14 protein-coding genes and 2 tRNA genes are annotated in these 17,678 nt (G+C 53.6%); 12 read left to right on the forward strand and 4 right to left on the reverse strand.

Annotation, left to right across the window (positions count from 1 at the left end; genetic code table 11):
• Positions 1-246: 246 nt before the first annotated feature.
• Positions 247-2,517 carry a TonB-dependent siderophore receptor gene (locus tag VIJ98_RS02440; protein ID WP_323272083.1) on the forward strand — a complete coding sequence of 757 codons (2,271 nt, stop codon included), beginning with the start codon at positions 247-249 and terminating at the stop codon, positions 2,515-2,517.
• A 6-nt stretch (positions 2,518-2,523) separates the two neighbouring features.
• Here VIJ98_RS02440 and pmrB read toward each other — a convergent pair whose 3' ends face one another.
• From pmrB to dacB, 3 genes are read right to left on the reverse strand one after another with little or no spacing between them, the layout of a single operon-like run.
• Positions 2,524-3,585, reverse strand: coding sequence for a two-component system sensor histidine kinase PmrB (gene pmrB, locus VIJ98_RS02445; RefSeq protein ID WP_323272085.1), 1,062 nt, complete (start codon positions 3,583-3,585; stop codon positions 2,524-2,526).
• A complete protein-coding gene (gene pmrA / locus VIJ98_RS02450; RefSeq protein WP_061718248.1) occupies positions 3,582-4,244 on the reverse strand; it encodes a two-component system response regulator PmrA in 663 nt (220 codons plus the stop codon). The genes pmrB and pmrA overlap by 4 nt, the downstream gene beginning before the upstream one ends.
• The gene (gene dacB, locus VIJ98_RS02455; RefSeq protein WP_323272089.1) at positions 4,244-5,677 is read right to left on the reverse strand and encodes a serine-type D-Ala-D-Ala carboxypeptidase; all 1,434 of its coding nucleotides are present in this window, start codon (positions 5,675-5,677) and stop codon (positions 4,244-4,246) included. The genes pmrA and dacB overlap by 1 nt, the downstream gene beginning before the upstream one ends.
• Positions 5,678-5,923: 246 nt before the next feature.
• Here dacB and greA point away from each other — a divergent pair, with 246 nt between their 5' ends.
• Positions 5,924-6,400 (forward strand): transcription elongation factor GreA, encoded by a 477-nt coding sequence (gene greA, locus VIJ98_RS02460; protein WP_008104312.1) that lies wholly within the window; start codon positions 5,924-5,926, stop codon positions 6,398-6,400.
• A 126-nt stretch (positions 6,401-6,526) separates the two neighbouring features.
• On the opposite strand, the gene yhbY is transcribed toward greA, so the two are convergent.
• A complete protein-coding gene (gene yhbY, locus VIJ98_RS02465) occupies positions 6,527-6,820 on the reverse strand; it encodes a ribosome assembly RNA-binding protein YhbY (RefSeq protein WP_007886683.1) in 294 nt (97 codons plus the stop codon).
• Positions 6,821-6,945: 125 nt separating this feature from the next.
• Between yhbY and rlmE the strand changes: the two genes are divergently transcribed.
• From rlmE to infB, 10 genes are all read left to right on the forward strand, one after another.
• The gene (gene rlmE / locus VIJ98_RS02470; RefSeq protein ID WP_007886684.1) at positions 6,946-7,575 is read left to right on the forward strand and encodes a 23S rRNA (uridine(2552)-2'-O)-methyltransferase RlmE; all 630 of its coding nucleotides are present in this window, start codon (positions 6,946-6,948) and stop codon (positions 7,573-7,575) included.
• A gap of 175 nt (positions 7,576-7,750) precedes the next feature.
• The gene (gene ftsH, locus VIJ98_RS02475) at positions 7,751-9,658 is read left to right on the forward strand and encodes an ATP-dependent zinc metalloprotease FtsH (RefSeq protein WP_036620266.1); all 1,908 of its coding nucleotides are present in this window, start codon (positions 7,751-7,753) and stop codon (positions 9,656-9,658) included.
• 129 nt (positions 9,659-9,787) lie between these two features.
• Entirely contained in the window at positions 9,788-10,621 is an 834-nt protein-coding gene (gene folP / locus VIJ98_RS02480; protein WP_154154460.1) for a dihydropteroate synthase, read from the forward strand.
• Between the two features lie 4 nt (positions 10,622-10,625).
• A complete protein-coding gene (gene glmM, locus VIJ98_RS02485; RefSeq protein ID WP_008104307.1) occupies positions 10,626-11,960 on the forward strand; it encodes a phosphoglucosamine mutase in 1,335 nt (444 codons plus the stop codon).
• Positions 11,961-12,177: 217 nt separating this feature from the next.
• Entirely contained in the window at positions 12,178-12,513 is a 336-nt protein-coding gene (secG, locus tag VIJ98_RS02490) for a preprotein translocase subunit SecG (protein WP_007886689.1), read from the forward strand.
• A gap of 49 nt (positions 12,514-12,562) precedes the next feature.
• Positions 12,563-12,649 (forward strand) — tRNA-Leu (locus tag VIJ98_RS02495).
• Positions 12,650-12,708: 59 nt separating this feature from the next.
• Positions 12,709-12,785, forward strand: a tRNA-Met gene (locus VIJ98_RS02500).
• Between the two features lie 212 nt (positions 12,786-12,997).
• Entirely contained in the window at positions 12,998-13,450 is a 453-nt protein-coding gene (gene rimP / locus VIJ98_RS02505) for a ribosome maturation factor RimP (RefSeq protein WP_036620302.1), read from the forward strand.
• A 24-nt stretch (positions 13,451-13,474) separates the two neighbouring features.
• Positions 13,475-14,962, forward strand: a complete 1,488-nt coding sequence (gene nusA, locus VIJ98_RS02510) for a transcription termination factor NusA (RefSeq protein WP_008104302.1) — start codon at positions 13,475-13,477, stop codon at positions 14,960-14,962.
• Between the two features lie 17 nt (positions 14,963-14,979).
• A complete protein-coding gene (infB, locus tag VIJ98_RS02515; protein ID WP_061718245.1) occupies positions 14,980-17,670 on the forward strand; it encodes a translation initiation factor IF-2 in 2,691 nt (896 codons plus the stop codon).
• Positions 17,671-17,678 lie beyond the last annotated feature (8 nt).

Consider the following 17,678-nt stretch of genomic DNA (forward strand, 5'->3'; position numbering starts at 1 on the left):
GGTGTTTACGCGGAGATTTACATAAGCTTGATGAATAATACTATTGATAATAATTTGCATTTGCAATAGGGTGACTGCGCTCAAAAATGAGCACGCCTGTTCCGCCTGATGCTTACCGTTCGGTAAGGTTGCGCTACGGATGGTTTGAAGGGTCTGGAACTGGGCGCGATATGGACAGGGATCTTCTCACCGGCTCGCCAGTCAAGCATCCAACGGCTTTTCGCTGGCCATCCAGGAACGTATAAAATGAAAAATTACTCAAGGTTATCATTAGCCATTCTGATTGAACTGGGGCTCAGCGCCTCACTGCTTTCCAGCAGCGCCTGGGCAGCAGAGACTTCTTCCAGCAAAACCTCAGCCAGCACCACTGACGCACAATCAATGGACGGCGGCACCTTGATGGTCACCGCGCAGCAGCAGAACCTGCAAGCGCCGGGCGTCTCAACCATTACCGCCGACGAAATTAAAAAGCATCCGCCAGCACGCGACGTGTCCGAAATTATCCGAACCATGCCAGGCGTGAACCTGACCGGCAACTCCACCAGCGGCCAGCGCGGTAACAATCGCCAGATCGATATTCGTGGCATGGGCCCGGAAAACACCCTGATCATGGTGGATGGCATGCCGATCACCAGCCGCAACTCGGTGCGCCTTGGCTGGCGTGGCGAGCGTGATACGCGTGGCGATACCAACTGGGTGCCGCCGGAGATGATCGATCACATCGACGTGATTCGTGGACCAGCAGCGGTGCGCTACGGCAACGGCGCGGCGGGCGGCGTGGTGAATATCATCACCAAAAAACAGACCGATCAGCAGTGGCACGGTTCCTGGAACACCTATTTCAATGTGCCGGAACATAAAGCGGAAGGCGCGACCAAGCGCACCAACTTCAGTCTCGAAGGGCCGCTGGGCGATGATTTCAACTTCCGTTTATACGGCGGTTTAGCCAAAACCCAGGCCGATGCTTATGACATCAACGAAGGGCATGCGGCTGCACGTACCGGAACCTATGCGGGCAGCTATCCGGCGGGTCGTGAAGGCTCGGTTAATAAAGATATCAATGCTTTGTTGAGCTGGGCGTTTGCGCCGATGCAGACGCTGGAGCTGCAGGGCGGTTTCAGCCGTCAGGGCAACCTGTATGCGGGTGACACGCAGAACACCAACACCAGCGCGCTGGTGAAAAGCATGTACGGTGACGAAACTAACCGCCTGTATCGCCAGAACATTTCATTGAAATGGACCGGCGCATGGGATAACGGCGTCAGCACCAACACCTACGCGCGCTACGAGAAAACCCGCAACTCGCGCATCAATGAAGGTTTGGCCGGCGGCACCGAAGGCATCTTCTCCAACAGCGGTTTCAACACCATCCAACTGGATGACGTGCTGCTGCATAGCGAAGTCAGCATTCCGTTTGAGCTGCTGTTTAACCAAACCGCGACGCTGGGTACCGAATGGAACCAGCAGCGCATGAAAGACGGTTCTTCCAACACGCAGGCGGCGAACTACGGTTCGGTGCCGGGCATCGATAGCACCGGCCGCAGCCCCTATTCACAGGCAGAGATTTTCTCGCTGTTTGCGGAAGACAACATGGAGCTGACCGACAGCACCATGCTGACGCCAAGCCTGCGTTTCGATCATCACTCAATTGTTGGCAATAACTGGAGCCCGTCGCTCAACCTGTCGCAAGGTTTGGGCGATGACTTCACGCTGAAGATGGGGATTGGACGCGCTTACAAAGCGCCGAGCCTGTATCAAACCAACCCGAACTACTTGCTGTACAGCAATGGTCAGGGTTGTGCGGCCAGCACCGGCGCCTGTTATCTGCAAGGCAACAGCGATCTGAAAGCAGAAAACAGCATCAACAAAGAGATTGGTCTGGAGTGGAAACATGAAGGTTATCAGGCCGGTTTGACCTGGTTCCGCAACGATTATCGTAACAAGATCGAAGCCGGTTACTCGCCAGTCAGCAAAGCGTCCAATGGCACCACTGATATTTATAAGTGGGAAAACGTACCGAAAGCGGTGGTGGAAGGGCTGGAAGGCACCGTCAACGTGCCGTTCTCCGACAGCGTGACGTGGAACAATAACTTCACTTATATGCTGCAGAGTAAGAACAAAGAGACCGGCGATCGTTTATCGGTGATTCCGGAGTACACGCTGAACTCGACGCTGAGCTGGCAGGCGACGCAGGATCTGTCGCTGCAAACCACGCTGACCTGGTACGGCACGCAGACGCCGAAGAAGTATGATTACAAAGGGAATCTTTCTACCGGCAGCGCAACGGATAAAGTGAGTCCTTACTCAATTATCGGCATGAGCGGTACTTACGATATCAACAAGTACGCCAGCGTCACGGTGGGCATCGATAACCTGTTCGATAAACGTCACTATCGCGAAGGTAATGCGCAAACCACCGGTAACGCCAACACCAACTCTTATCTGTATGGTGCCGGCGCTAATACCTACAACGAATCCGGTCGTACTTACTTTATGAGCCTGAATACCCACTTCTAACGGCGTTTAGCCAATCAGTTGATGCGGTAAATAGCAGCGGGCAATCAGCCCGCTGCGATCTTCACGATTGACCAATTCCAGTCTGCCGCGATGCATCTGCACGATGCGCAGTACGATATTCAGACCCAAACCGCTGCCGCCGTAACGCTGATCGCGACGACGAAACGCCTGCGTGAGCTCTTCCGCGGCGGCGGCTTCAATGCCCGGACCTTGATCCCATACTTCGATAATCACCTGCTGCTTGTCCTGCTGCATCTTCACCGTGACTTCGCTGCCTTCCGGGCTATAGCGCGAGGCGTTTTCCAGCAGATTGCGCAGCATCAGGCGCAGCAGCACCGCTTCGCCTTGCTGCGGCACATCGTCGTTCTGCGGCCAGTGCAGGATTTGCTGACGCTGTTGATACAGCTCGGCCATTTCTGGTTTCAGCGGTTGCATGATGTCTTGTTGCCACTGCAACTGCTGATAGTGACCGCCCGCCAGCGCTTGTCCGGCGCGCGATAACATTAAAAGCTGTTCCACGGTGTGCATCAGCTGATCGATGCGTTCAATCAGCATCTCGCTCTGCGGCACGTTCTGCTGGTGGAGCAGCTCGAGATGCAGGCGCAATCCGGCCAGCGGCGTACGCAACTCGTGCGCGGCATCGGCGGTGAATAGGCGTTCCTGCTGCAAGGTGTGATCGAGGCGTGAAAACAGTTGGTTGATCGAAGTGGTTACCGCCACGATCTCATCCATTTCGGAGTAGATCGGCAACGGCGTCAGGTTATCCGCTGAACGATGCGCCAGGCTGTCCTGCAGCGATTTCAGCGGACGGATAATCCAGTTTATCGCCCAAAACGACAGCAGCAAGGTGAGGGCGACCATCACTAAGGAAGGCAGCAGCAACGAGGCAATCGCCTCACGGATCTCGTTTTCCACGCGATCGTTTCGCGCCTGCGCCGAGAGCGTTTCGTTGACCAAAAAACTGATCTGCTCGCGGCTTTCATGCCACAGCCAGATGGCGCTCATCACCTGACAGGTGAGGAGAATCAGCGCCAGCATAATCAGTAACCGCTGACGCATGCTGTTCATTCGCGGATTTCCAGACGGTAACCGACGCCGCGCACGGTTTTGATGCGATCTTTCCCGAGCTTGCGGCGTAAATTGTGGATATGAACTTCGAGGGTGTTGGAACCGGGATCGTCATTCCAGCTGTAAAGATCCTGCTGCAGCGTTTCGCGGTGCACGTTTTGCCCCACGCGCATCAGTAAGCGGGTGAGCAACGCGAACTCTTTTGGCGTGATCTCCAGCGGGATCGCTTCCAGCAAAACCTGCTGCGAACTGAGATTGAGCGTCAAATCGCCCTGTTGCAGCAGGTTATCGCTGTGGCCCTGATAACGGCGAATCAGCGCTCGCACGCGTGCCTGTAACTCGACCAGTGCAAACGGCTTCACCAGATAATCATCAGCGCCGGCATCCAGACCATCAACGCGATCCTCCAGCGCATCGCGCGCCGTGAGGATCAGCACCGGCACCGCAATGCCGTCGCGTCGCCATTGACGCAGCAGCGAAGCACCATCGCGATCCGGCAAGCCGAGATCGAGCACGATCAGGCTGTATTGTCCGCTACGCAGCAGCGCATTGCTCTCTGCAGCCGTGCTGGCGCAGTCGATGGCGTAGCCCTGCGAGGTTAGCGCCTGCGCAAGGCCCGATTGCAATAGTGCATCATCTTCAACAATTAGCAGTTTCATCAGTTGTTCTTGTTGATATCCGTATAGAGGCGGCTCTCAAAACGTACCAGCGGGATGCGGCGCGTTTTCTGATCTTCCGGCGGCACAGCATAGCCGGACAGGAACTGGACAAAGGCGACGCGTGCGCCACTGGAAGTGGTGATGAATCCTGCCAGATTATAGACGCCCTGCAGCGAACCGGTTTTCGCCGATACTTTGCCATCCAGTCCTGCTTCGTGCAGACCGCCGCGATATTGCAGCGTGCCGTCGTAACCGGCCAGCGGCAACATCGAAATGTAATTCAGCGTTGAATCATTTTTCGCAATGTATTGCAGCACTTGCATCATGGTGTCTGGCGCGATCAGGTCATGGCGCGACAGGCCGGAACCATCGACCTGAATGCTGTTGCCGAGATCGACACCGGCTTTTTCGCGCAGAATGCGACGTACCGCATCCGAACCCGCGCGGAAGGTTCCCGGCACGTTGAAGTAGTGATGGCCGATGGTGCGGAACACGGTATCGGCAATCATATTGTCCGACTTCTTCAGCATGGTGTGCAGCAGCGTGTGCAGCGGCGCAGATTGCGTCGAAGCCAACACGGTGCCTGGCGATGTCACTTGCGCCTGGCGAACCAGATGCCCGCTGTAATCAATGTCGGCGGCGCGCAATTCGGCTTTAAGAATCTCACCGGCCCACGCAGCACCATCCTGCACGGCAAATGCCAGCGGCAGCGGCTCTGAACGTTGGCGCATGCAGCCGGTTAAGGTGTAGCGATTGAGCTCGCCTGGTACCACATCCAGCTCGCAATATTGTCCGTCACCGCTGTTGCGACCATTGGTGCGCACCTGACTAAACATGTGAGCCGGATAATAGGAAGCGATACGCACAAAGGCGTTTTCGCCCGGCGTGTTGGCGCTATACAGCGAAACCGAGAAACAGTTTTTATCGACGATTGCCGCGCCCGGCGGCGCGCTGAAGCATTGCGTCAGATCGTTCCACGGCCAGCCTGGCGCCATATCGTGGCTGGCAAACACCGAGGTGTCGATCACCAGGTTGCCCTTGATATGGGTGATGCCCTGCTTTTTCAGCGCGGCAACCATGTTGCGCAGATCCTGGCGACCCAGCGTGGGATCGCCGCCAAAACGCGCCACTAAATCGCCATTCAAGGTGCCATCGTTAACCGCACCTTTGGTCTCCATGGTGGTCTGGAAACGGAAATCGGGCCCGAGTTCTAACAAAGCCGCCAGCGCTGTCACCACTTTCATGGTGCTGGCCGGTAACGCCATCTGTTTGCCGTGATAATCGATTATTGGGGTGGATGCGCCCACTTTTTGTACCATCAGCGCCAGGTTTGCGCCGTCTGGCAAATACTGCATGTATTCATCAACGGGGGCTGCTTGTGCCTGCAGCATAAACGCACAGGTTAATCCGGTAACAAGTCGTGAAAATCGCATAATCTCGCGGTAACTGACGGGTGAGGGCGTCAATACTACGTCCCCGGACGGTGCAAAGTAAACGATGACCCACAGGGAACTCTGGGGTAAAATACGTATCAAAATGCAAAACCGAACCTGACCCGGAAAGCTTTCCCGGTCAGGCTTCTTTTGCTTGTGAAAAGAGGTAACGCGCCGCAGAAGCTGTTTTCTGCTGTCACCGGTCAGGATGACGCCGTTAACCAGGATAGATGACGAGGAGCCAAAATGAATCAGATTCCGATGACGTTGAAAGGCGCTGAGAAGCTACGCGAAGAGCTGAACGAACTGAAATCCGTGAAGCGTCCGCGCATTATCGCCTCCATCGCCACAGCCCGTGAGCACGGCGATTTGAAAGAGAATGCCGAATATCATGCGGCTCGCGAAGAACAGGGTTTCTGCGAGGGTCGTATTCAGGAGATTGAAGCCAAGCTTTCCAACGCACAAGTCATTGATGTGACTGCCATGCCGAAAACCGGTCGCGTGATTTTTGGCGCTACTGTGACCATCCTCAATGTGGATACGGATGAAGAGTTCACCTATCGCATCGTGGGTGATGATGAAGCTGACTTCAAACAGAACCTGATTTCAGTGAATTCGCCGATGGCGCGTGGATTGGTTGGAAAATCAGCAGACGATGTCGCGATTGTGAAAACCCCGGGCGGGGATGTGGAATATGAAGTCCTGAAGGTGGAATACCTTTAAGATATTGCTACGCTTTGCAATATGTCGCTGCATTTTGTAAAGAAAGGAAAAAGGCCGCATTGCGGCCTTTTATCACATGCAGGAGCGTGGCACTTTCTTTGCCCGTCGCCGCCTTTAAAGGCATGATTAACGCGGAAGAGTAATTTTACGCTCTTTGGCAGGGCGATACAGCACCAGCGTGTTGCCGATTACCTGTACGTTGCCTGCTTTAGTCTCACGCACGATAGCGTCCACGATCAGCTGCTTAGTTTCACGATCTTCCGAGGCAATTTTTACCTTGATCAATTCGTGATGCTCGAGCGCCAGTTCGATTTCGGCGAGCACGCCTTCGGTCAGGCCATTTCCGCCCAGCATGACAACCGGCTTAAGCGGATGGGCAAGGCCTTTCAGGTGCTGTTTTTGTTTGGTACTCAGATTCATCGTATTTTTTGCTTACTCAGGGATTGAAAACGGTTCATTCTACCGCCATCTCGGGTATATCGCCAAATCAACGCGACCATTGCGTGCTGATTTATCGCTACGATGACGATTTAATTGGAAAAATTATGACGGGTAAAAAGCGTTCGGCCAGTTCCAGTCGCTGGCTACAGGAACACTTTAGCGATAAATATGTGCTGCAGGCACAGAAAAAAGGGTTACGTTCGCGTGCCTGGTTTAAACTTGAAGAAATTCAGCAGGGTGACAAGATTTTCAAACCCGGGATGACAGTTGTTGATCTCGGTGCGGCACCCGGCGGTTGGTCGCAATATGTGGTTCAGCTTATCGGATCAAGTGGTCGTATCATCGCCTGCGATCTGTTACCAATGGATCCGATTGTCGGCGTTGATTTTTTGCAGGGCGATTTTCGAGATGAGGCGGTACTTAACGCCTTACTGGAGCGCGTAGGCGACCAAAAGGTGCAGGTGGTGATGTCTGATATGGCACCCAACATGAGCGGTACACCTGCGGTTGATATTCCACGTTCGATGTATTTGGTAGAATTGGCGCTGGAAATGTGTCGGGATATCCTGGCCCCAGGCGGCAGTTTTGTCGTGAAAGTGTTTCAGGGAGATGGCTTCGATGAATACCTGCGGGAAATTCGCTCCCTGTTTACGAAAGTGAAAATTCGTAAGCCGGACGCTTCGCGATTACGTTCGCGCGAAGTGTACATTGTGGCGACGGGGCGCAAACTTTAGCCCGAATTGCCGGAATCAAAGCAAGACGACCAATGCGTTTACTCTGATGTGTAATTCTGAGTTTCAGGGTAAACAAGCAAAATCATCCGCACTGCGATTCCAGGTATGAAGGAACTATAGTACCCTACGCTGTCTGTTAACATCGTTGTAATATGAGGTTAATCCCTTGAGTGACATGGCGAAAAACCTGATTCTCTGGTTAGTCATCGCGGTCGTGCTGATGTCTGTATTCCAGAGCTTTGGGCCCAGCGAGTCGAATGGCCGTAGGGTTGATTATTCAACTTTCCTATCGGAAGTGAACCAAGATCAGGTCCGCGAGGCACGAATTAACGGGCGTGAGATTAACGTTGTCAAAAAAGACAGCAATAAATACACCACCTATATCCCCGTCAACGATCCTAAGTTACTCGATAACCTGTTGACCAAAAACGTCAAAGTAGTTGGCGAACCGCCTGAAGAACCAAGCCTGCTGGCTTCCATCTTCATCTCATGGTTCCCAATGCTGCTGCTGATTGGCGTGTGGATCTTCTTTATGCGGCAGATGCAGGGCGGCGGCGGCAAGGGCGCGATGTCCTTCGGCAAGAGCAAAGCCCGCATGCTGACCGAAGATCAGATCAAAACCACTTTTGCTGACGTGGCCGGTTGTGATGAGGCCAAAGAAGAAGTGGGTGAGCTGGTTGAGTATCTGCGTGAGCCGAGCCGTTTCCAGAAACTGGGCGGTAAAATCCCGAAAGGCGTCCTGATGGTCGGCCCTCCGGGTACCGGTAAAACGCTGCTGGCGAAAGCGATTGCTGGCGAAGCCAAAGTACCGTTCTTTACTATTTCCGGTTCTGACTTCGTTGAAATGTTTGTCGGTGTTGGTGCATCTCGTGTGCGTGACATGTTCGAACAAGCGAAGAAAGCTGCGCCGTGCATCATCTTTATCGATGAAATCGATGCGGTTGGCCGTCAGCGTGGCGCAGGTTTAGGCGGTGGTCACGATGAACGTGAACAAACGCTGAACCAGATGCTGGTTGAGATGGATGGCTTTGAAGGTAATGAAGGCATCATCGTTATCGCGGCAACTAACCGTCCAGACGTACTTGACCCAGCGCTGCTGCGTCCAGGTCGCTTTGACCGTCAGGTTGTCGTCGGTCTGCCAGACGTGCGTGGTCGTGAGCAGATTCTGAAAGTCCATATGCGTCGTGTGCCGCTGGCAACCGATATGGATCCTTCAGTCATCGCACGCGGTACGCCTGGCTTCTCCGGTGCGGATTTGGCTAACCTGGTCAACGAAGCTGCGCTGTTTGCTGCTCGCGGCAACAAGCGTGTGGTTTCGATGGTTGAGTTTGAAAAAGCCAAAGACAAAATCATGATGGGTGCGGAACGTCGCTCCATGGTGATGACCGAAGAGCAGAAAGAATCGACGGCCTATCATGAAGCGGGTCACGCGATCGTCGGTACGCTGGTTCCGGGTTACGATCCGGTGCACAAGGTCACCATCATCCCGCGTGGTCGTGCTCTGGGTGTGGCCTTCTTCTTGCCAGTGGGCGATGAAATCAGCGCCAACCGTCAGAAGCTGGAAAGCCGTATTTCTGTGGCTTACGGCGGACGTCTGGCGGAAGAGATCATTTATGGTCCGGACTATGTTTCTACCGGTGCTTCATCTGACATCAAAATGGCAACCAGCGTAGCGCGCAACATGGTTACGCAGTGGGGCTTCTCTGAGAAGCTGGGTCCATTGCTTTACGCTGAAGAAGAGGGCGAAGTATTCCTCGGTCGTTCAGTGGCGAAAGCAAAACACATGTCAGATGAAACGGCGCGCATTATCGATCAGGAAGTTAAACACCTTATCGATACCAACTATCAGCGTGCACGCCGTATTCTGAATGAAAACATGGACATCCTTCACGCGATGAAAGACGCGCTGATGAAGTATGAGACCATTGATGCACCGCAAATCAGCGATCTGATGGCACGCCGTGAAGTGCGTCCACCAGCAGGTTGGGAAGAGGCGAAAGTTGCTGTGGGTAACGGCGACTCAACGCAGGCTCCACGTCCTGTTGATGACCCGAAAACTCCGGGTTCAGACAAGATCATGTGATAGCGTTCTGGCGGGATGCGTTGCTCTCCGCCAGATTTGCAGCCGCAATACTTGTTACAATGCAAACCCCGGCAAGCCCGGGGTTTTTTACATTCTGCGATTCAGTGATTCCTCAAGGAGATTCTCGCCATGAAGTTGTTCGCCCGTGATTCCCATCTCGATCTCTCTTTTCCCCATGTGATGGGTATTTTGAATGTCACGCCGGACTCTTTCTCTGATGGTGGAAGCCACAACACGCTGGTCGATGCGCTGACGCACACCAATGAAATGGTAAATGCCGGTGCCACCATCATAGATGTTGGCGGTGAATCAACACGTCCGGGCGCTGATGAAGTCAGCGTGGAGGAAGAGCTGGCACGCGTCATTCCGGTGGTGGAAGCCATCGCGCAGCGTTTTGAGGTGTGGATTTCCGTCGATACTTCCAAACCAGAAGTGATTCGTGAAGCGGCGCGAGTGGGCGCTCACATTATCAATGACATTCGTTCCCTGTCCGAACCGGGCGCTCTGGCAGCGGCAGCAGAAACCGGTTTGCCGGTGTGTTTGATGCACATGCAAGGTGAACCGCGCACCATGCAGCAGGCACCGGAATATAGCCACATCGTGAGCGAAGTGGACGCTTACTTCGCTGCGCAGATTGCGCGATGTGAAGCAGCCGGTATCAAAAAAGATAATCTGCTGCTCGATCCTGGCTTCGGTTTCGGTAAGAATCTCAGCCACAACTATGAACTGCTGGCCAAACTGAGTCATTTCCACCATTACGGCTTACCGCTGTTGGTCGGGATGTCGCGGAAGTCGATGGTTGGTCAGTTGCTAAATGTCGGTCCGGCGCAGCGCCTGACCGGAAGCCTCAGCTGTGCGGTGATTGCCGCCATGCAAGGGGCGCAAATTATTCGCGTGCATGATGTGAAAGAGACTGTCGAAGCGATGCGCGTCGTCGAAGCGACACGGAGAGCAAAAGGATAAAGGCATGAGTAATCGTAAATATTTCGGTACAGATGGTATTCGCGGCAAAGTCGGTGAAGCACCGATTACCCCTGATTTTGTTCTCAAGTTGGGCTGGGCGGCCGGTAAGGTGCTGGCGCGTCAGGGTTCACGCAAAGTATTGATTGGTAAAGATACGCGTATTTCAGGCTATATGCTGGAATCGGCGCTGGAAGCGGGTCTGGCGGCGGCGGGATTATCTGCAGCCTTCACCGGTCCGATGCCGACACCTGCTATTGCTTATCTGACACGCACTTTCCGCGCTGAAGCCGGCATCGTGATTTCGGCTTCGCATAATCCCTTTGACGACAATGGCATCAAATTCTTCTCTGCTGAAGGCACCAAGCTGCCCGATGAAGTCGAAGAAGCCATTGAGCTGGAGATGGAAAAGCCGATCACCTGCGTGGAGTCAGCTGAACTGGGCCGCGCCAGTCGCATTGTCGATGCCGCAGGTCGTTACATCGAATTCTGTAAAGGGACGTTCCCAAGCGAGCTAAGCCTGAATGGGCTGAAGATTGTGGTTGATTGCGCTAACGGCGCAACTTACCACATTGCACCTAATGTGCTGCGTGAGCTGGGTGCGACGGTGATTGCTATCGGCGTGCAGCCGGATGGCATGAACATCAACAAAGATTGCGGTGCGACCGATCTGCGTCTGCTGCAGCATCGCGTGTTGGAAGAGAAGGCCGATCTCGGACTGGCTTACGACGGCGATGGCGACCGCATCATGATGGTTGACCATTTAGGTCATAAAGTCGATGGCGATCAGATTCTCTACATCATTGCACGCGAAGGGCTGCGTCAGGGCCAACTGCGCGGCGGCGTGGTCGGCACGCTGATGAGTAACATGGGTCTGGAACTGGCGCTGAAACAGCTGGGAATTCCATTCACCCGTGCGAAAGTGGGCGACCGCTATGTGCTGGAAAAAATGCAGGAGAAGGGCTGGCGTTTAGGGGCAGAAAACTCCGGTCACGTCATTCTGCTGGATAAAACCACCACCGGCGACGGCATCGTGGCAAGTTTGCAAGTGCTGACTGCAATCGTGCGCAACCATATGACGCTTCACGATCTGTGCAGCGGCATGAAAATGCTGCCGCAGATTTTGGTCAATGTGCGTTTCGCTGGCGAGCACGATCCGTTGGAAAGCGAGAGCGTGAAAGCCGTGACCGCAGAAGCAGAAAAAACGCTGGCGGGACGTGGTCGTGTGTTGCTGCGCAAATCCGGCACAGAGCCACTGATTCGTGTGATGGTAGAAGGCGAAGATGAGGCGCAGGTCAGCGCGCTGGCGCACAAAATCGCGGATGCAGTAAAAGCGGTTTAAGTTGTTTCAGGCGGAGAGGTTTTGTACTTTCCGCCTGCAAAATCACCGGGATGGTGCTTTTTTCCGCAATCGAAAGCGATGGTGAAAATTGCACTTGCAGAGGTATGTGCCTTTGGTTAGTATTCACACCCGCTTCTGATGGGTGATGACGAGACTCCCCATCGATATTGGTTGAAGCTTTAACTGTGCAGATAACGCGCAAGGAAACAGGTTGATTATGTACGAAGCTCTGTTAGTTGTTTTCCTTATTGTAGCGATTGGCCTCGTAGGTTTGATCATGCTGCAGCAAGGCAAAGGCGCTGATATGGGAGCCTCATTCGGTGCGGGCGCTTCTGGTACGCTGTTCGGTTCAAATGGGTCTGGCAACTTTATGACTCGCATGACCGCAGTACTGGCTACGCTGTTCTTCATCATCAGCCTGGTTCTGGGTAACCTGAACAGTAATAAAACAGCCAAAGGTAGCGAGTGGGATAACCTCACTGCGCCGGCGCAGTCTGAACAGCAGACTCAGCCAGCTAAACCGGCAACGCCGGGCAATGATATCCCGCAGTAAGATCGTCAACGCTGTAGTGCGATAAAACAACGTCGCAGTCTAGTGATGTACCGAGGTGGTGAAATTGGTAGACACGCTACCTTGAGGTGGTAGTGCTCGAAAGGGCTTACGGGTTCAAGTCCCGTCCTCGGTACCAAATCTCAGTTTAACTTGCATTTTTTGCAAGGTCGGCGTATTATTCGCCACGTTTTCGGACGCGGGGTGGAGCAGCCTGGTAGCTCGTCGGGCTCATAACCCGAAGGTCGTCGGTTCAAATCCGGCCCCCGCAACCACTTTCCCTTAGAGTTCTTTTTCAAATATACTGTATGCATCGACGGACGCAATTTCAGTGATTTTTGAAAAAAATTCTTTTGGATTGTGCTCCGAAGCCGCTATGCGGCGTACAGGGTCCAGTCACAAAAAGCCCCGAATATTCGGGGTTTTTTGTTATCAGGAAATCGAAACACTGGGCTATAGGCCCTTTTTTTATGTCTTGGGGGTGGGCTTGTCCACATTAGAGCAAAAATTGACAGAGTTGATCTCTGCTCCAGTAGAAGCGCTTGGCTACGAATTAGTCGGTATTGAGTTTATTCGTGGTCGCACATCAACCCTGCGCATCTATATTGATAGTGAAGAGGGTATCAATGTTGATGATTGCGCCGATGTTAGCCACCAGGTTAGCGCAGTAATGGATGTGGAAGATCCAATTACCGTGGCTTACAACCTTGAAGTTTCCTCGCCGGGTCTCGAACGTCCTCTTTTCACTGCTGAACACTATGCACGTTTTGCCGGTGACGAGGTGAGCCTGGTACTACGCATGGCCGTACAAAACCGCCGTAAATGGCAGGGTATCATTAAGTCTGTTGAAGGCGAGATGATCACGGTGACCGTTGAGGGTAACGATGAAGTGTTCGCGCTGAGCAACATTCAGAAAGCGAACCTGGTCCCCCACTTTTAAAAGTCCGGATTGAGGCTAACCAGGATGAACAAAGAGATCTTAGCTGTAGTAGAAGCCGTTTCTAACGAAAAAGCCCTGCCGCGTGAGAAAATCTTCGAAGCGCTGGAGAGCGCTTTGGCCACTGCGACCAAAAAGAAGTATGAGCAAGAGATCGAAGTGCGTGTCAGCATCGATCGCCGCAGCGGCGATTTCGATACCTTCCGTCGCTGGCAGATTGTGGAAGAAGTCACGCAGCCGACTCGCGAGATCACGCTGGATGCAGCTCGTTATGAAGACGAAGCGTTCAATCTGGGCGAATTTGTTGAAGATCAGATTGAATCTGTCACCTTCGACCGTATCACCACCCAAACTGCTAAGCAGGTTATCGTACAAAAAGTACGTGAAGCTGAGCGCGCGATGGTGGTTGATCAGTTCCGTCAACACGAAGGCGAAATCATCACCGGCGTGGTGAAGAAAGTGAACCGCGACAACATTTCACTGGACCTCGGCAGCAATGCTGAAGCCGTGATTGTGCGTGAAGACATGCTGCCGCGTGAAAACTTCCGTCCGGGTGACCGTATCCGCGGCGTGCTGTACGCCGTTCGCCCTGAAGCGCGTGGCGCGCAGCTGTTTGTCACCCGTTCTAAGCCAGAGATGCTGATCGAGTTGTTCCGCATTGAGGTGCCAGAAATTGGCGAAGAAGTTATCGAGATCAAAGCGGCAGCGCGCGATCCGGGTTCACGCGCCAAAATCGCGGTGAAAACCAACGATAAACGTATTGATCCAGTGGGCGCTTGCGTCGGTATGCGCGGTGCGCGTGTCCAGGCGGTTTCAAGCGAGCTGGGTGGCGAGCGTATCGACATTGTGCTGTGGGACGACAACCCGGCGCAATTCGTTATCAACGCTATGGCGCCAGCCGATGTGGCGTCAATTGTGGTGGATGAAGACAATCACACCATGGATATCGCTGTTGAAGCCGGCAATCTGGCTCAGGCGATCGGCCGTAACGGCCAAAACGTGCGTCTGGCTTCCCAACTGAGCGGTTGGGAACTGAACGTGATGACCGTCGATGATCTGCAGGCTAAGCACCAAGCTGAAGCCCATGCAGCGATCGATATGTTCACCAAACATCTCGACATCGACGAAGAGTTCGCCACCATTCTGGTGGAAGAGGGCTTCTCTTCGCTGGAAGAATTGGCTTATGTGCCAATCAACGAGCTGCTGGAAATCGACGGCCTCGATGAAGAGACCATTGAAGCCCTGCGTGAACGAGCAAAAAATGCGTTAACTACCCTGGCATTAGCGAAAGAAGAGAGCCTTGGTAATCAGGAGCCCGCTGAGGATCTTCTGAATCTTGAGGGCTTGGATCGTGCGCTGGCGTATCGCCTGGCGGCGAAAGGCGTTTGCACGCTGGAAGATCTCGCTGAGCAAGGTGTTGACGATCTGACAGATATTGAAGGGCTGGATGACGAGAAAGCCGGTGCGCTGATTATGGCTGCACGTAATATCTGCTGGTTCGGCGATGACGCGTAATAACAGGAAGGAACAGCATGACAGATGTAACCGTAAAATCGCTGGCCGCCGAAATTCAGACCCCGGTCGATCGCCTGGTACAGCAATTTGCTGATGCAGGGATCCGTAAGTCTGAGAACGATGCGGTGTCCCAGCAAGAGAAAGAAACCTTACTGTCTCACCTGAATCGTGAGCACGGTCAGACCGGTTCAAGCAAGCTGACTTTGCAGCGCAAGACGCGCAGCACCTTGAATATTCCCGTCACCGGGGGTAAAAGTAAGTCGGTACAAATTGAAGTCCGCAAAAAGCGCACATACGTGAAAGGCGACGCAGAGTCTGAGCAAGCTCAGGCAGAAGCGGAAGCCGAGGCGCAGCGTGAAGCGGAAGAGCAGGCGCGTCGCGAGGCGGAAGAACAAGCCCGTCGCGAAGCTGAACAGAAAGCGCAACGTGAAGCCGAAGATAAAGCCAAGCGCGAAGCCGCTGACAAGGCCAAACGTGAAGCAGCGGAAAAAGAGAAATTGACTAATCAACCTACCGACGTAGTAGCCAAGGCTGCGCAGTCTGATAAAGCCCGTCGTGAAGCAGAAGCTGCCGAACTGAAACGTAAAGCAGAAGAAGAAGCACGCCGTAAGCTGGAAGAAGATGCGCGCCGCGTGGCTGAAGAAGCCCGCCGCCTGGCTGAAGAAAAAGCTGTTGAATGGGCCAAACCTGAAGAAGAGGATAAAGGCGACTATCACGTCACTACCTCAACTCACGCCCGTCAGGCAGAAGACGAGAACGATCGCCAGGTAGAAGCTGGCCGTGCACGTGCTCGCACCACCAAAGCTGCTCGCCCGGTGAAGAAAGGCAACAAGCATTCTGAAGCCAAAACCGATCGCGAAGAAGCGCGTGCGCAGGTTCGTGGCGGTAAAGGCGGCAAACATCGTAAGCCAAGCACCCTGCAGCAGGGCTTCAACAAGCCAGCTCAGGCTGTTAACCGCGATGTCGTCATCGGTGAAACCATTACCGTTGCTGAACTGGCCAACAAAATGGCGATCAAAGGTTCTCTGGTCGTTAAAGCGATGATGAAGATGGGCGCCATGGCGACCATCAACCAGGTTATCGATCAAGAAACCGCTCAGATGGTCGCGGAAGAAATGGGTCACAAAGTGATCCTGCGCCGCGAGAATGAGCTGGAAGAAGCGGTAATGGACGATCGTGATACCGATGCTGCGCAAGAGTCTCGTGCTCCGGTCGTTACCATCATGGGTCACGTTGACCACGGTAAAACCTCTCTGCTTGACTACATTCGTTCAACGAAAGTGGCATCAGGCGAAGCGGGTGGTATTACTCAGCATATCGGTGCTTACCACGTTGAAACTGACAACGGTATGATCACCTTCCTCGATACCCCGGGCCACGCCGCGTTTACCGCAATGCGTGCTCGTGGTGCGCAGGCCACGGATATCGTTATCCTGGTTGTTGCTGCTGACGATGGCGTGATGCCTCAGACCGTTGAAGCTATCCAGCATGCGAAAGCAGCCGGTGTGCCAGTGGTTGTTGCGGTCAACAAAATCGATAAGCCAGATGCTGATCCAGACCGCGTTAAGAACGAACTGACCCAGTACGGAATTCTTCCGGAGGAGTGGGGCGGTGAGAACATGTTTGTTAACGTCTCTGCGAAAGCCGGTACCGGTATTGACGATCTGCTGAATGCGATTCTGCTGCAAGCAGAAGTACTGGAACTCTCTGCTATCCGTGAAGGTATGGCGAGCGGCGTGGTAATTGAATCGTTCCTCGACAAAGGTCGTGGTCCGGTTGCTACCGTGCTGGTACGTGAAGGTACGCTGAATAAAGGCGATATCGTGCTGTGCGGCTTCGAATACGGCCGTGTACGTGCGATGCGTGACGAATTGGGTCGTGAAGTGCTGGAAGCGGGTCCATCCATTCCAGTGGAAATCCTTGGTCTGTCCGGTGTGCCGGCCGCAGGTGATGAAGCGACTGTCGTACGTGATGAGAAGAAAGCGCGTGAAGTTGCGCTGTATCGTCAGGGCAAATTCCGTGAAGTTAAGCTGGCGCGTCAGCAGAAGTCTAAGTTGGAGAACATGTTCGCCAACATGACTGAAGGCGAAGTATCTGAGCTCAACATCGTACTGAAATCTGACGTACAGGGTTCTGTCGAAGCGATCTCTGATTCGCTGCTGAAACTCTCTACCGACGAAGTGAAAGTGCGCATCATCGGTTCAGGCGTAGGTGGTATCACCGAAACCGACGCGACGCTGGCTGCAGCATCCAACGCTATCATCCTCGGCTTCAACGTGCGTGCTGATGCATCTGCTCGCCGCGTGATTGACGCTGAAAACGTTGACCTGCGTTACTACTCCGTCATCTATAATCTGATCGACGAAGTGAAAGCAGCAATGAGCGGTATGCTGGCTCCAGAGTTCAAACAGCAGATTATCGGTCTGGCTGCGGTACGTGACGTGTTCAAATCACCGAAGTTTGGTGCCATCGCGGGCTGTATGGTCACCGAAGGTAACATCAAACGTCACAACCCAATCCGCGTACTGCGTGACAACGTGGTTATCTATGAAGGCGAGCTGGAATCTCTGCGCCGCTTCAAAGATGACGTTAACGAAGTTCGTAACGGCATGGAATGTGGTATCGGCGTGAAGAACTACAACGACGTTCGCGTTGGCGATATGATCGAAGTGTTCGAAGTGATTGAAATTAAACGCACCATCGATTGATCATCATT

The sequence above is a fragment of the Pantoea sp. S18 genome (assembly GCF_045689705.1).
Taxonomy (GTDB): Bacteria; Pseudomonadota; Gammaproteobacteria; order Enterobacterales; family Enterobacteriaceae; genus Pantoea; species Pantoea symbiotica.

Excerpts from the sequence above, each read along its gene's own strand:
- VIJ98_RS02440 (WP_323272083.1), top strand. The coding sequence starts at position 247 with ATGAAAAATTACTCAAGGTTATCATTAGCCATTCTGATTGAACTGGGG.
- pmrB (WP_323272085.1), bottom strand. The coding sequence starts at position 3,585 with ATGAACAGCATGCGTCAGCGGTTACTGATTATGCTGGCGCTGATTCTC.
- pmrA (WP_061718248.1), bottom strand. The coding sequence starts at position 4,244 with ATGAAACTGCTAATTGTTGAAGATGATGCACTATTGCAATCGGGCCTT.
- dacB (WP_323272089.1), bottom strand. The coding sequence starts at position 5,677 with ATGCGATTTTCACGACTTGTTACCGGATTAACCTGTGCGTTTATGCTG.
- greA (WP_008104312.1), top strand. The coding sequence starts at position 5,924 with ATGAATCAGATTCCGATGACGTTGAAAGGCGCTGAGAAGCTACGCGAA.
- yhbY (WP_007886683.1), bottom strand. The coding sequence starts at position 6,820 with ATGAATCTGAGTACCAAACAAAAACAGCACCTGAAAGGCCTTGCCCAT.
- rlmE (WP_007886684.1), top strand. The coding sequence starts at position 6,946 with ATGACGGGTAAAAAGCGTTCGGCCAGTTCCAGTCGCTGGCTACAGGAA.
- ftsH (WP_036620266.1), top strand. The coding sequence starts at position 7,751 with ATGGCGAAAAACCTGATTCTCTGGTTAGTCATCGCGGTCGTGCTGATG.
- folP (WP_154154460.1), top strand. The coding sequence starts at position 9,788 with ATGAAGTTGTTCGCCCGTGATTCCCATCTCGATCTCTCTTTTCCCCAT.
- glmM (WP_008104307.1), top strand. The coding sequence starts at position 10,626 with ATGAGTAATCGTAAATATTTCGGTACAGATGGTATTCGCGGCAAAGTC.
- secG (WP_007886689.1), top strand. The coding sequence starts at position 12,178 with ATGTACGAAGCTCTGTTAGTTGTTTTCCTTATTGTAGCGATTGGCCTC.
- nusA (WP_008104302.1), top strand. The coding sequence starts at position 13,475 with ATGAACAAAGAGATCTTAGCTGTAGTAGAAGCCGTTTCTAACGAAAAA.
- infB (WP_061718245.1), top strand. The coding sequence starts at position 14,980 with ATGACAGATGTAACCGTAAAATCGCTGGCCGCCGAAATTCAGACCCCG.